Here is a 12,747-nt window from a genome sequence, read left to right as displayed (position 1 = left end):
CGGTGCTCCGGGCCCGGCCAGCGTTTCGGGGTCCGCCGGCGCTTCGGGCTCGGCCGGCGTTTCGGGGTCCGCCGGCGCTTCGGGCTCGGCCGGCGCTGTGGTGGGGGCGGCCAGCGCGGGCGGGCCGGCGAAGAGGCCGGCCGGTGTGCGGTAGTTCACCAGCTCGGCGGAGTCGGCTGCCGCCTCCGGGTGCGGCGCGGGCAGGGCGCGGGACTCGGCAGGCGTCACAGTCGGCGGAGTCTACCGGAGCAACCAAAACGCCCTAAACCCCCGGTGGTGTCCATTGTGGTGGTTCGGATGCCGGCCAACTGAGGTGCCGCATCGGACATCTCGTACTATGGCGCTTTCCGACAGCGACGGCGAGGCGATCGGGGGCGGGCCAGGTGACTCCAGGCCGTCGGTACGGCAGGGCGCTTCCCGTCCTGCTGAGCGCGCTGCTGGCCGGCACGGCCTGCGGTCCGGTAGCCGAGCGCAAGCCGCAGGACCTCCGGGTCGGGTACGACAGCCTGGACGGCACCCTCGCCGTGTGGCCGCCCCGCGGCGACCTCTCCGGGGACGCCGCAGCGACGGCGGCGGTCACCGCGGCGGTCCGGGGCTGGCGGTCGCCGGCCGACGACCGCGCGCACCTGCCCTCGTCCGGCATCCTCTTCTCCGGTCGGGTCGACGGCGCCCCGGTGGCGCTGGTGGCCGCCGACGTGCCCGGCGAAAGCGCGTCCTGGCTGCTGCAACTGACGCGCGAGGGCGACCGGTACGCGGTGACCCGCGCCACCGAGTACACCGATCCGGGTTACCTCGTCTACTCCGACGTACTGCCGGTGCAGACGGCCGGTGGCCGGCGTTACCTGGTTTCGGCCCGGGTGCAGAGCCTCCTCGGGCCAAAGGACCGGACGTTGACCATCGCGGACGGTCTCAGCGCACCGGTCGATGTGCCGTCCTGCACGGCCGTCGGCGTGACCGCGACCCTGCGAACCACTGAGTCACTCCCCCGCGGGCGGGCCGCCGACCGGTTGCTCGACCTGGGCACCGGCACCGTCGACCCGCGCTACCCGTTGGTCCGCGACGAGTCCGGCACGGGCCGGCGGGCACTCACCGGCCTGGACACCTGCGTGCTGTCCGGCGATCGGGGCCCCTTCGGCAGCATCCCGCGCCGGATCGGGGACCGGGACGCCCCACGCTCGGTGCCGACGTCCTGGCCGATGGCGAAGCTCACCGTGCGCTCGCTGGGCGAAGTCGCCCTCGGCGGCGGCGAGCCGGCCGAGTTGCAGCAGCTCAGCTGGGACACCGACGCCGGCGCGATGACGGCGGTGATCTATCGACCGGCCGACGGGAGCGCGCCCGTCGTCTCACCCGCCGACCGGGCCACCCCGTTGCAGGCGTACCAACTGCCGGTGCCCGGTCAGCCGCTGGTGGTACTGAGCTGGCGGGCCACCCGGGACAGTTCCCTGTCAGTTCCGCCGGGCACTCCCCTGCTGGTCGAACGCCCCGGCCTGGCGGTCATCCCCACCCCGTCCCGCTCCCAGACCTACAGCCTCGCCAACACCGACAAAACCCACTACCGCTCAATCTCCCCCCGCTAGCCCCACCCTCGCCCGCGAGGGCGTGGGCAGGGCGACGGGATTGGGGATGGACACACGACGGCGGGCGTCCCGAGGGACGCCCGCCGTTGTTCGTCTCGTCAGTTCTGTGCGGCCGCGTCGCTCGGGGTGAGGCGGTCCGGGGTGGCATCCAGGCCGGAGATCCAACCGGTGACGTTGCGGGCCACGTCCTGAGCGGTCAGGCCCAGGTCGGCGAGGATCTGCGCGCGGGTGCCGTGCGGGTGCCAGTCGGCCGGCACACCCAGGTCCTTCAGCGGAACCCGGACGTCGGCGTCACGCATCGCCTGGGCGAGCGCGTCGCCCACCCCGCCGACCCGCACGCCGTCCTCGACGCTGACCACGAGCCGGTGGCGGGCGGCCAGGTCGACCAACTCCGCCGGGACCGGACGCACCCAGCGCGGGTCGACGACGGTGACCCCGTAGCCCTGCTCGGCGACCCGGGCGGCCACCTCCATGCCCAACTGGCCGAAGGAGCCGACGGCGACGAGCAGCACGTCGGTACGGGCGGACTCGGCCAGCACGTCGACCGTGCCGACCCGGCGCAGCGCCGGCAGGTCCGCTGCGACCGCACCGGTCGGGAACCGCACCACGGTCGGGCCGTTGTCGACGGCCATCGCCTCGCGCAGCTCCTCCCGCAGGGTGGCGGCGTCGCGGGGAGCGGCGATCCGCAGCCCCGGCACCACCCCGAAGACCGACATGTCCCAGATGCCGTAGTGGCTGGGCCCGTCCGGGCCGGTGATGCCCGCCCGGTCCAGCACGAAGGTCACCGGCAGCTTGTGCATCGCCACGTCCAGCAGGACCTGGTCGAAGGCGCGGTTGAGGAAGGTGGCGTAGACCGCGACCACCGGGTGCAGGCCACCGAGCGCCAACCCGGCCGCCGAGGTGGCCGCGTGCTGCTCGGCGATGCCCACGTCGTACACCCGCTCGGGGTACTTGCGGGCCAGCTTGGCGATGCCGGTCGGCTCGGCCATGGCGGCGGTGATGCCCACCACGTCCGGGCGCTCGTCGGCGATGGCCAGCAGCTCGTCGGCGAAGACGTGCGTCCACTTCACCGACGGGGCGGCCAGCAGCGCACCGGTCTCCACGTCGAAGGCGCTGCCGGGGCCGTGCAGGCAGTCCGCCTCGTCCTCCTCGGCGGGACGGTAGCCGTAGCCCTTGCGGGTGACGGCGTGCACGATGACCGGGCCGCCGAAGTTCTTGGCCGCGCGCAGCGCCGCCTCGACCGCGCCCACGTCGTGCCCGTCCACCGGGCCCACGTACTTGATGCCCAGGTCCTCGAACATGGCCTGCGGGGCGACAGCGTCCTTGATGCCCTTCTTGACCGCGTGCAGCACCTCGTACATCGGCTTGCCGACCAGCGGCGTGGAGCCGAGGGCGTCCTTGACGGTGTCGAGGACCTTCTCGTAGCCGGGGTTGAGCCGCAGCGAGGAGAGGTGGTCGGCCAGCCCGCCGATGGTCGGCGAGTAGGACCGGCCGTTGTCGTTGACAACGATCACGAGGGAGTTGCCGGCGGTGGCGATGTTGTTCAGCGCCTCCCAGCACATGCCGCCGGTCAGCGCGCCGTCACCGACCACGGCCACGACGCTGCGTGCCTCGCCCCGGAGGGCGTACGCCTTGGCGAGGCCATCGGCGTAGGACAGCGCGGTGGAAGCGTGCGAGTTCTCGATGAGGTCGTGCTCGCTCTCCGCCTGGCTGGGGTAGCCGGAGAGGCCACCGCGCTGGCGGAGCTTGTCGAAGCCGGCCTGACGCCCGGTAAGGATCTTGTGTACGTACGCCTGGTGGCCGGTGTCGAACAGGAGCCGGTCCCGGGGGGAGTCGAAGACGCGATGCATGGCGAGCGTCAGCTCGACCACACCGAGGTTGGGTCCGACGTGCCCGCCGGTACGGGAGACCTTGGTGATCAGGAAGTCCCGGATCTCGGCGGCGAGGACGTCCAGTTCCTCGCCGGACATCCGCTTGACGTCCTGCGGACCGCGAACCGTCCCCAGCAGCCGGCCGTGGTTGGCCGTGTCCTCTTCAACGCTCATGACCGGAGAGTCTATCGGCCCCCCGGTACTCCGCAGCCCGGCCCGAGCCCCACGCAGCTGGGCCGGGCGGGGAGTGGGCAGCTGAGCACCCGGTCAGGCGCCGACGCGGGGTGTTCTACCGCGCGGCCGGGGGAAGCAGCAGCCCGACCTGCTCGACGTGCTGCGTCATCGGGAAGAGGTCGAAGCCCCGGAGCGCCGCCAACCGCCAACCGAGTTCGGCGAAGGTACGCACGTCCCGGGCGAAGGCGGCCGGGTCACAGGCCACGTACGCGACCGCCCGCGGGCCGGCGGCGGCCAGCGCGCGAACCACCGGGGCGCCGGCCCCGGAGCGCGGCGGGTCGAGCACCACCACGTCGACCGGGCCGGTGATTCGTCGGCGGGCCAGCGCGGTCTCCACCCGGGCCGACACCACCTCGACGCCGGGCAGGTCGGCGAGGTTCTCCCGGGCGGCGGCGACACCCTGCGCCGCCGCTTCGACCACCGTCACCCGGCCGGTCGCGCCGACCCGTGCGGCCAGCCCGGCGGCGAACAGCCCAGCGCCGCCGTAGAGGTCCCAGGCGACCTCGCCCGGCTGCGGGTCCAGCAGCTCCAGCACCGCCGTGGAGAGGGCGTCTGCGGCGGCCGGGTGCACCTGCCAGAACGCGGACGCGGGCAGCGTCCAGTCCCGTCCGGCGGCGACCTCGCGGACCTCGGTCGGGCCACTGACCGGGGTGGGCACCCCATCGCGGATCTCCGTGACGGTCACGTCCCCGCCGGTGCTGGCGACGGTCTCCACGGCCTCGGCGGCCGGCCAGCGCGCACCGGTGGGGGTGAGCACCGGCAGCTGCTGGATGGCCGGGTGGGCGATCCGGCAGCGGTCGATCGGCACCACCTCGTGCGAGCGGTGCTTGAGCAGGCCGGCCCGGTCGGCGGCGTCGACCGCGTAACGGACCCGGGAGCGCCAGCCGAGCAGCCCACCGGGCAACGCCTCGACCCGGACGCCGAGCCGGTCCAGCTCGACGTCGGTCAGCCCACCGAGGCGGACCAGCTGCTCGCGGACCACGGCGGTCTTCCAGGCCAGCTGCGCGGCCGGTGCGACGTGCTGGAGGTCGCAGCCCCCGCAGGCACCCGGCTTCGCGTACGGGCAGGGCGGCTCGACCCGGTCCGGTGAGGGCTCCAGCACTGTCACCGCGTCGGCCCGGACGAACCCCCGGTGCACCTCGGTGACCTCGGCGATGACCCGTTCGCCCGGCAGCGCGTGCCGGACGAAGACCACCTGCCCCTCCACCCGGGCGACACAGTGCCCGCCGGGGGCGACAGCGTCGACGGTCAGCTCGACCCGGTCCGTCTCGGCCAGCCCTCGCTCGAACGCCGACGAGGCCGACGCCGACGGCGCCCTGGATGTCGCGGTCCGCGGACCGCCCTGCTCAGTCACGACTGTTCCCCATCGTTCCGCTGTTCTCGGGCCCGCTCTCGCCGGGCGGCGTGGCGGCCACCGGCGGCGTGGTGACCAGTGGTGGCACGGCGCTGCGTGGCCCCCGCGCCGGTGTCCGGGACAGGGTGGCGTCCAGCCGGTCCAGGTTCTTGCTCGCTGTTGACGCGAGCTGCCACGGCACGCTGACCACCATCACCCCCGGTTCGAAGAGCAGCCGGCCCTTGAGGCGCAGGGCGCTCTGGTTGTGCAGCAGGTTCTCCCACCAACGGCCGACCACGTACTCCGGGATGAACACGGTGACCACGTCCCGGGGCGACTTGCGGCGGGTGGAGGCGACGAAGTCCAGGATCGGGCGGGTGATCTCCCGGTACGGCGAGTCGATCACGGTGAGCGGGATCGCCATCTCCCGGCGCTCCCAGTCGGCCTGCAGGTCCCGGGTGTCCTTCTCGTCCACGTTGACTGTCACCGCGGTGAGCGTGTCCGGTCGGGTGGCGCGGGCGTAGGCGATGGCCCGCAGCGTCGGCTGGTGCAGCTTGCTGACCAGCACGATCGCGTGGTTGCGGGCGGGCAGCACGGCCCGGCCCTCGTCCGGCGGGGTCAGCTCGACGGCGATCCGGTCGTAGTGCCGGCGGATGGCCAGCATCAGCACGTAGATCACCGCCATCGCGGCGATGGCGATCCAGGCGCCGAGCAGGAACTTGGTGATCAGGACGATCACCAGCACCGCACCGGTCAGGCCCGCGCCGAACGTGTTGATCGCCCGGGAGCGGTGCATCCGGCGACGGGCCTCCGGGTCCCGCTCGGTGCGCAGGTGCCGGTTCCAGTGCCGGATCATGCCGACCTGGGAGACGGTGAACGAGACGAAGACCCCGACGATGTAGAGCTGGATCAGCTTCGTCACCTCGGCCTGGAAGCCGACGATCAGCACGATCGCGAAGAGGGCGAGGAAGGTGATGCCGTTGGAGAAGGCCAGCCGGTCGCCCCGGGTGTGGAACTGGCGGGGCAGGTAGCGGTCCTGGGCCAGGATCGAGCCGAGCACCGGGAAACCGTTGAAGGCGGTGTTCGCGGCCAGGAACAGGATCAGTGCGGTCACCCCGGCCAGCACGTAGAGCAGGATCGACCCGGAGCCGAAGACCGTCTCCCCGAGCTGGGTGGTGACCGTCTTCTGCACGTACCCCTCGGGGCCGGAGACGATCTGGAGATTCGGATCCTCGACGAACTGGAGGTGGGTCAGCCGGGCCAGCCAGATGATCCCGACCAGCATGCTCACCGAGATGGTGCCGAGCAGCAGCAGGGTGGTGGCGGCGTTGCGGCTCTTCGGCGCCTTGAACGCCGGCACCCCGTTGGAGATCGCCTCCACGCCGGTGAGCGCGGCGGCGCCCGAGCTGAACGTCCGCAGCAGCAGGAAGACGAGCGCGAAACCGGTCACGCTGTGCTCGGCCTGGATCACCAGGTCGGCGCTCGGCGCGCGCAGCTCGTCGCCCAGCACGAAGACGCGGAACAGCCCGGTGAGCAGCATCCCGAGCATCACGATCACGAAGCCGTAGGTGGGGATGGCGAACGCCGTGCCCGACTCGCGCAGGCCGCGCAGGTTGACCGCGGTGAGCAGGACCACCGCGCTCACCGCGATCAGAACCTTGTGGGTGGCCACGAACGGCACCACGGAGCCCAGGTTGGCCACCCCGGAGGAGACCGACACCGCCACCGTGAGCACGTAGTCGACCAGCAACGCGCTGGCCACCCCGACGCCGAACTTCGGCCCCAGGTTGACGGTGGCCACCTCGTAGTCACCACCACCGGACGGATAGGCGTGCACGTTCTGCCGGTAGCTCGCCACCACGGTGAGCATGACCACGACCACGGCCAGCGCGATCCACGGCGAGAAGAAGTACGCGGACGCACCGGCGATGGAGAGGGTAAGCAGGATCTCGTCGGGCGCGTACGCGACGCTGGACAGCGCGTCGGAGGCGAACACGGGCAGCGCGATGCGCTTCGGCAGGAGGGTGTGCTGGAGCCGGTCGGACCGGAACGGTCGACCGAGAAGAAGCCGCTTCAGCAGCGAGGTGGGACTGGCCACGAACGCCAAGAGTACGACCACCACGGCGAGGGCGCGGGGGTGGGCGATCACCGCTGCTCGCGACGGCGGGGTACGGTCGGTCCCCGCTCGCGACCGGGACGTGGCAGGCTCGCACTCGAAGGCCACCGGCAGCGGGAGTGGTACGCACCTTGGGAGGGACAGCGTGCACGTCGTGATCATGGGATGTGGCCGGGTCGGGTCGACCCTCGCCCACAGCCTGGAGTCCCGAGGGCACTCGGTGGCGGTGATCGACCAGGACGCCGACGCCTTCCGCCGGCTCGGCCCCGACTTCGCCGGGATCACGGTGACCGGGGCCGGTTTCGACGGCGAGGTGCTCCGGCAGGCCGGCATCGAGCGCGCGGACGCCTTCGCGGCGGTGTCGAGCGGCGACAACTCCAACATCATCTCGGCCCGGCTGGCCCGCGAGACGTTCGGCGTTTCCCGGGTCGCCGCCCGCATCTACGACCAGCGCCGGGCACAGGTCTACGAGCGGCTGGGCATCCCCACCGTGGCGACGGTGCGGTGGACGGCGGACCGCATGCTGCGACACCTGGTGCCGGAGGGCAACGTGGAGATCTTCCGCGACCCCACGAGCACGGTGTCGATCGTCGAGGTGCCCGTACACAAGGACTGGATCGGCCGACCGGTGCGGACGCTGGAGGACGCGACCGGGGCGCGGGTGGCCTACCTGATCCGCTTCGGCATCGGCACGCTGCCCACCGGGTCCACCGTCATGCAGGAGGGCGACCAGGTGTTCATGCTGGTCAGCGATGACATCGTGGCGACTGTCACGTCGGTGGCGGCGACGCCGCCGGAAGGAGGGCACTGAGCCATGCGGGTCGCCATCGCGGGCGCGGGCAACGTGGGCCGCTCGATCGCCCAGGAGTTGATCGACAACGGCCACCAGGTGATGCTGATCGAGCGCCAACCCAAGATGCTGCGCCCGGACCGGGTGCCGGCCGCCGACTGGGTTCTGGCCGACGCGTGCGAGCTGAGCAGCCTGGAGGAGGCCAACATCGCCGGCTGCGACGTGGTGGTCGCGGCGACCGGCGACGACAAGACCAACCTGGTGCTGTCGCTGTTGGCCAAGACCGAGTTCGCGGTACCCCGCGTGGTCGCCCGGGTCAACCGGGCCGAGAACGAGTGGCTGTTCACCGACCAGTGGGGCGTGGACGTCGCGGTGAGCAAGCCGCGGGTGATGGCCGCGCTCGTCGAGGAGGCGGTCACCGTCGGCGACCTGGTCCGGCTGATGACCTTCCGGCAGGGCGAGGCGAACCTCGTCGAGATCACCCTGCCGCCGACCGCGCCCTACGTCGGCCAGCCGATCCACGCCGTGCCGCTGCCCCGCGACTCCGCCCTGGTGGCGATCCTGCGCGGCAAGCGGGTCCTGGTGCCCAGCCCGGACGACCCGATCGAGGCCGGCGACGAGCTGATCTTCGTCTGCACCGCCGAGGTGGAGGACGAGGTCCGCGCGGTGATCCTCGGGCCGGACAGCGTCGAACGGACCCGCAGCTCACGCTGACCCCGACGGGGGCGCGCTGAGCGATCCGGGTGGCCCGGCCTCGCTCAGGCGCTGGGCAGCGGGGCCGGCGACGACTCCCGGGTGACCCGGCGCACCGTCCAGACCGTGATCAGCAACAGCAGCGCGTACGGCGGGTAGCCCAGCGCCAACCGGGCCACACCCAGGGCGGTGTCCTGGTGGGCCAGGTAGAGCCCGGCCTGCACGCCCACCTTGGCCAACCAGACCACGCCCCAGAGCACTGTCAGCTGCGTGAAGGTGCGCACCAGCTTCGGGTCGGACCGCCACTCCGAACGGCCCTTGGCCACCAGCACCGACCAGATCCAGCCCACCAGCGGCTGCCGGATCACGGCCGAGATCAGCAGGGCGACCCCGTAGCCGATGCCGTAGAGGATGCCGGGAAGGTAGAAGTCACGCTCGTCGCCGGTGCGCCACGCGATGGCCGCGCCGACGCCGACGCCGAAGAGCCCGTTGACGGCGTGCCGGATCGGCCGACGCTGGGCCAGCCGCAGCCCCGCGATCAGCACGGCGACCGCGATCGACGCGATCACCGCCGGCCGCAGCTCGCCGATGATGTTGGCGACGACGAACACCACGACCGGGATGCTGGACTCGACCAGCCCCCGCCAGCCGCCGAGCTGGTCGGCCATCTGCTCGGCGATCGTCGGCAGCGGCTCCTCGTCCTGAGGGTCGGTATCCGGCTGTGCCGCCCGGTCCTGTCCCGTCGTCATCGCCGGCCTTCCGTCCGCAGTGCCGTCACTTGGGCGAGTCCAGCTCGTAGTAGGGGTTGTAGATGACCTTGCGGTCGTCCCGCACCGCCACCCGGCCACGGGCGGTCAGATGCCGGCCCGGCTCGATCCCGGCGATGTGCCGTCGACCCAGCCAGACCAGGGTCACCACGTCACTGCCGTCGTACAGGTCGGCCTCAAGGGTGGGCAGATTGGTGCGCGGCGTGTAGACCACAGTGCGCAGCCGACCGGCGACCGAGACCACCTGACCCCGGGAGCACTGCTGGGCGGGGATTCCGCCGCACTCGGCGCTCTCCCGACGCAGCTCCTGCGCGTCGATCTCGGCCTCGCTGGCGGTGAACCTCTGCAGGATGCGCCGCAGCGACACCCGGCCCTCGTCGGTCATCATGACCTCCGCGTCACCCTCTCCACGCTCGCCGTCCCCGGCTGGCCCCGGCGGCGCCGGAACCGTGCCGCCAGCGTACGCCGACGGGGCCGGTTCCGGCGGGCCGGTGCGCGCCGGTCAGACCTGACGCGGCGCGGCGGCGGCGTCGCCCGCCTCGGCCTCGGCCTGGTCGGCGATCTCCCGGGGCAGCCGCAGCGGCAGTGGCTCGCGGACCGGCTTCGCCTCCTGCCCACGGTCGACCACCAGGCCGTCCAGGCACTCGACGAGCGGCCCGGCCATGGCCGGGTCGGTGGCCACCGGACCCTGGAACACGCCCCGGACCATCCAGCGCGGCCCGTCGATTCCCACGAACCGCAGGTTCGTCGGACCGTCCGGGGTATTCACCTGGGCGTGCAGCTCCGGGCCGTACTCGCCGGCGACCTCCTGCGCGCTCGCGCCGTCGCGGAGCAGCGACTGCCGGATCTCCTCGCGCACCTCGTCCCAGATCCCCTCGGACCGGGGGGCGGCGAAGACGCCCAACTGGAGCGCGTTGTCGCCGTGCACCAGCACCACCTGCTGGACCACACCCTGCGGGTCGGCCTGCACCCGCACCTCGACGTCGGCGATCGCCGGGATGTGCAGGCTGCCCAGGTCGAGTCGCTGCACGTCGTCGTAGCTCTCGGAGATGTCGTACGGGCCGCGCTCCAGCGTCGGCGTCGCATCACCCTGGTCCGGGACCTGGGTGGCCCGCTCGTCACGGGTCTGCCGCTCCGCATCGGCCCGCTTTCGGGAGAAGATCACTGCGCCTGCCCTCCGCTGTTCACACTCACCCTGCCACCTCTTCCGTCTGCCCGCGGCCCGGCTCGCTCGGCCGCCGCTCGACCCGGTCCTGGCCCGTCGGCGACGGCACCAGCCCGGCGTGCCCACCGGTGGACCCGTGCCCACCGGTCCCGCGCCGGGACGCGGGCAGCTCGACCACCGGCTCGAACCGCGCCCGCGCGACCTGCTGGACCACGAGCTGCGCAATCCGATCGCCGCGGGAGATCTTCGCCGGCACATCCCGATCATGATTGATCAGGTTGACCAGGATCTCACCCCGGTAGCCGGCGTCGACCGTACCGGGCGCGTTGAGCACCGTCACGCCGAGCCTGGCCGCCAGACCGGACCGGGGATGGACCAGGCCCACGTACCCCTCCGGCAGCGCGATGGCCACCCCGGTGGGCACCAGGGCACGGCCGCCGGGTGGCAGCTCCACGTCCGCGGCCGCCACCAGGTCGGCCCCGGCGTCGCCGGGATGGGCGTACGTGGGCAACGGCAGCTCCGGGTCGAGCAGCTGCACGGGCACGGGTACGACGTCGGTCACGGGTCCCCTCTTCCGTCCGGTTCGCGGGGTGACCCTGCCATCCTGCCGGTTCGTCGAGCTGCCGTGCGCCGTACCCTCGCAGGAGTGAGCATGTCGCCCTCCCCGTCCGCCGATCAGCCGCCGGTCGCCGCCCGCTCGGCGTACACCGAGCGGCTGGATCTGCCCTGGTGGCTGTGGCTGGCCGGGCTGGTGGCCGCCGCGTTGCTGGCCGTCGAGATCTGGATGGGCGCCTCCGGCGTCCGCGCCTGGCTGCCGTTCGCCGTGCTGGTGCCGCTCACCGCCGTGGGGCTGTGGTGGCTGGGCCGGATCCGGGTCGGGGTGGCCGACGCCGAGCTGCGGGTGGACGATGCCCGCCTGCCGGTCCGTTTCGTGGCCGACGTGGTGCCGCTGGACGTGGCCGGCCGACGTGAGGTGCTCGGCGTCGGCGCGGACCCGCTCGCCTTCGTGGTGCAGCGACCGTGGATCGGCGGCGCAGTGCAGGTGATCCTCGACGATCCCGCGGATCCGACCCCGTTCTGGGTGGTGAGCACCCGCCATCCGGTCGAGCTGGCCGAGGCGGTGCTGACCGCGCGGGACGCCCTGACGGCTACCCACCCGACGGCGGGCGAGCCGGGCTGACCCGACGCCGAAGGGCCGCTCAGGTGCCGGTCCGACGCCGAAGGCCGCTCAGGTGCCGGTAGGCGGGCCCGGCAGGGCCGCCGGTGGCGCGGGCCGGGCGATGCCCCGCCGACGCAGGTCGACCTGGAGTTGGTCGGCCATCTGCTGGGTGGCCCGGCGGTTGAGGAAGCTGGCCACCGCCGCGCCGGTCAGGAACGGCCCGAGCGTGGTGAGGTTGCGACCGAAACGCCGCAGCAGCATGTCCCGCAACTCCTTGCGGGCGGCGGTGCCGAGCACCGCTCCCACTCCCACGCCGGGCACCATCGGGTTGACGCCGCGTTGAGTGGCCCAGGAGTGCACCAGCGCGACCGCCCGTTGGCTTCCGGCGGCCGGTAGTGCCACGCCGTGGATCTCGTGCAGCTCGCCGACGAGTTTCAGCTCCACCGCCACCACGGCCACGGTCTCGGCGGCGAGCAGCACCGGCGCGGAGAGCAGGGTCGGGGCCACCGCCCACTCGACGGCGGCGACGCCCCCACCGGCCGCGCCGATCGCGGCGGTGGTCCTCGACGCGTTGCGGATGAGCCGGTCGGCCAGGGCGGCATCGTCCAGGCCGGGGAAGTGCTGGCGCAGCGTGTCCAGGTCCCGTACCGGCACGTGCGGGGCGATCTCGGCGACGGTGTCGACCATCCACCGCACGGCGGCGCGCGGCTTGAACAGGTCGGAGATGCCCCGCGCACGGGCCTGCCCGACCATCCGGGTCAGCAGTTGGCGGCGTCGGGCCGGCGCGATGTCGTCCGCGGTCAACGCCGCGACGGTGGCACCGAGGTCTTCCGCGCCACGGGTGGCACCGAGGTCTTCCGTGGCACGGGTGGCACCAAGGTCATCCGCGCCACGGGTGGCACCAAGGCCGTCCGTGCCGCCATCGGTGGTGCCGCCTCGATCGCTCATCGGACCTCCCGGTGCTGTGGCTACCCGCTACGAGTCAAGCAGGTACCCACCGCTGCCGCATGCCTACACCGGCAGCGGCGACCCCGTTCAGGAG

The 12,747-nt window shown here is 72.8% G+C and carries 12 protein-coding genes; 4 read left to right on the top strand and 8 right to left on the bottom strand.

The window, feature by feature from the left end; all coding sequences use genetic code 11:
- The first annotated feature begins 383 nt into the window (after positions 1 to 383).
- Complete coding sequence (locus GUI43_RS18120; RefSeq protein ID WP_112586760.1) at positions 384 to 1,577, top strand: hypothetical protein; 1,194 nt, start codon at positions 384 to 386, stop codon at positions 1,575 to 1,577.
- 98 nt (positions 1,578 to 1,675) lie between these two features.
- Here GUI43_RS18120 and dxs read toward each other — a convergent pair whose 3' ends face one another.
- From dxs to GUI43_RS18105, 3 genes are all read right to left on the bottom strand, one after another.
- Positions 1,676 to 3,622, bottom strand: coding sequence for a 1-deoxy-D-xylulose-5-phosphate synthase (gene dxs / locus GUI43_RS18115; RefSeq protein WP_112586758.1), 1,947 nt, complete (start codon positions 3,620 to 3,622; stop codon positions 1,676 to 1,678).
- A 115-nt stretch (positions 3,623 to 3,737) separates the two neighbouring features.
- Positions 3,738 to 4,958 carry a class I SAM-dependent RNA methyltransferase gene (locus tag GUI43_RS18110; protein ID WP_112586804.1) on the bottom strand — a complete coding sequence of 407 codons (1,221 nt, stop codon included), beginning with the start codon at positions 4,956 to 4,958 and terminating at the stop codon, positions 3,738 to 3,740.
- A 70-nt stretch (positions 4,959 to 5,028) separates the two neighbouring features.
- Complete coding sequence (locus GUI43_RS18105) at positions 5,029 to 7,113, bottom strand: APC family permease (protein ID WP_112586802.1); 2,085 nt, start codon at positions 7,111 to 7,113, stop codon at positions 5,029 to 5,031.
- A gap of 163 nt (positions 7,114 to 7,276) precedes the next feature.
- Here GUI43_RS18105 and GUI43_RS18100 point away from each other — a divergent pair, with 163 nt between their 5' ends.
- Together GUI43_RS18100 and GUI43_RS18095 are read left to right on the top strand one after the other, a co-directional pair.
- Positions 7,277 to 7,942 (top strand): potassium channel family protein, encoded by a 666-nt coding sequence (locus tag GUI43_RS18100; RefSeq protein WP_112586756.1) that lies wholly within the window; start codon positions 7,277 to 7,279, stop codon positions 7,940 to 7,942.
- Positions 7,943 to 7,945: 3 nt separating this feature from the next.
- Positions 7,946 to 8,635 carry a potassium channel family protein gene (locus tag GUI43_RS18095; RefSeq protein ID WP_112586754.1) on the top strand — a complete coding sequence of 230 codons (690 nt, stop codon included), beginning with the start codon at positions 7,946 to 7,948 and terminating at the stop codon, positions 8,633 to 8,635.
- Positions 8,636 to 8,679: 44 nt separating this feature from the next.
- Here GUI43_RS18095 and GUI43_RS18090 read toward each other — a convergent pair whose 3' ends face one another.
- From GUI43_RS18090 to dut, 4 genes are all read right to left on the bottom strand, one after another.
- On the bottom strand, positions 8,680 to 9,363 hold the full coding sequence (locus GUI43_RS18090) for a DUF3159 domain-containing protein (protein ID WP_112586752.1): 684 nt from the start codon (positions 9,361 to 9,363) through the stop codon (positions 8,680 to 8,682).
- 25 nt (positions 9,364 to 9,388) lie between these two features.
- A complete protein-coding gene (locus tag GUI43_RS18085) occupies positions 9,389 to 9,769 on the bottom strand; it encodes an OB-fold nucleic acid binding domain-containing protein (RefSeq protein WP_091400608.1) in 381 nt (126 codons plus the stop codon).
- Positions 9,770 to 9,883: 114 nt separating this feature from the next.
- The gene (locus GUI43_RS18080) at positions 9,884 to 10,546 is read right to left on the bottom strand and encodes a DUF3710 domain-containing protein (protein ID WP_091400606.1); all 663 of its coding nucleotides are present in this window, start codon (positions 10,544 to 10,546) and stop codon (positions 9,884 to 9,886) included.
- A 25-nt stretch (positions 10,547 to 10,571) separates the two neighbouring features.
- Positions 10,572 to 11,108 (bottom strand): dUTP diphosphatase, encoded by a 537-nt coding sequence (gene dut, locus GUI43_RS18075; protein ID WP_091400603.1) that lies wholly within the window; start codon positions 11,106 to 11,108, stop codon positions 10,572 to 10,574.
- 84 nt (positions 11,109 to 11,192) lie between these two features.
- Between dut and GUI43_RS18070 the strand changes: the two genes are divergently transcribed.
- The gene (locus GUI43_RS18070; RefSeq protein ID WP_373861088.1) at positions 11,193 to 11,726 is read left to right on the top strand and encodes a DUF3093 domain-containing protein; all 534 of its coding nucleotides are present in this window, start codon (positions 11,193 to 11,195) and stop codon (positions 11,724 to 11,726) included.
- A gap of 48 nt (positions 11,727 to 11,774) precedes the next feature.
- Here the strand turns inward: GUI43_RS18070 and GUI43_RS18065 are convergent, their stop codons facing one another.
- Positions 11,775 to 12,653 carry a hypothetical protein gene (locus tag GUI43_RS18065; protein ID WP_112699329.1) on the bottom strand — a complete coding sequence of 293 codons (879 nt, stop codon included), beginning with the start codon at positions 12,651 to 12,653 and terminating at the stop codon, positions 11,775 to 11,777.
- Between the last annotated feature and the right edge of the window lie 94 nt (positions 12,654 to 12,747).

This window comes from Micromonospora noduli (assembly GCF_003264365.1).
GTDB classification, from domain to species: Bacteria; Actinomycetota; Actinomycetes; order Mycobacteriales; family Micromonosporaceae; genus Micromonospora; species Micromonospora noduli.
This window is presented reverse-complemented; position numbering and strand designations above follow the sequence as displayed.

Bases quoted from the DNA above. Each gene is read 5' to 3' on its own strand.
- GUI43_RS18090 (WP_112586752.1), bottom strand. From the start codon at position 9,363: ATGACGACGGGACAGGACCGGGCGGCACAGCCGGATACCGACCCTCAG.
- GUI43_RS18085 (WP_091400608.1), bottom strand. From the start codon at position 9,769: ATGATGACCGACGAGGGCCGGGTGTCGCTGCGGCGCATCCTGCAGAGG.
- GUI43_RS18095 (WP_112586754.1), top strand. From the start codon at position 7,946: ATGCGGGTCGCCATCGCGGGCGCGGGCAACGTGGGCCGCTCGATCGCC.
- dxs (WP_112586758.1), bottom strand. From the start codon at position 3,622: ATGAGCGTTGAAGAGGACACGGCCAACCACGGCCGGCTGCTGGGGACG.
- GUI43_RS18065 (WP_112699329.1), bottom strand. From the start codon at position 12,653: ATGAGCGATCGAGGCGGCACCACCGATGGCGGCACGGACGGCCTTGGT.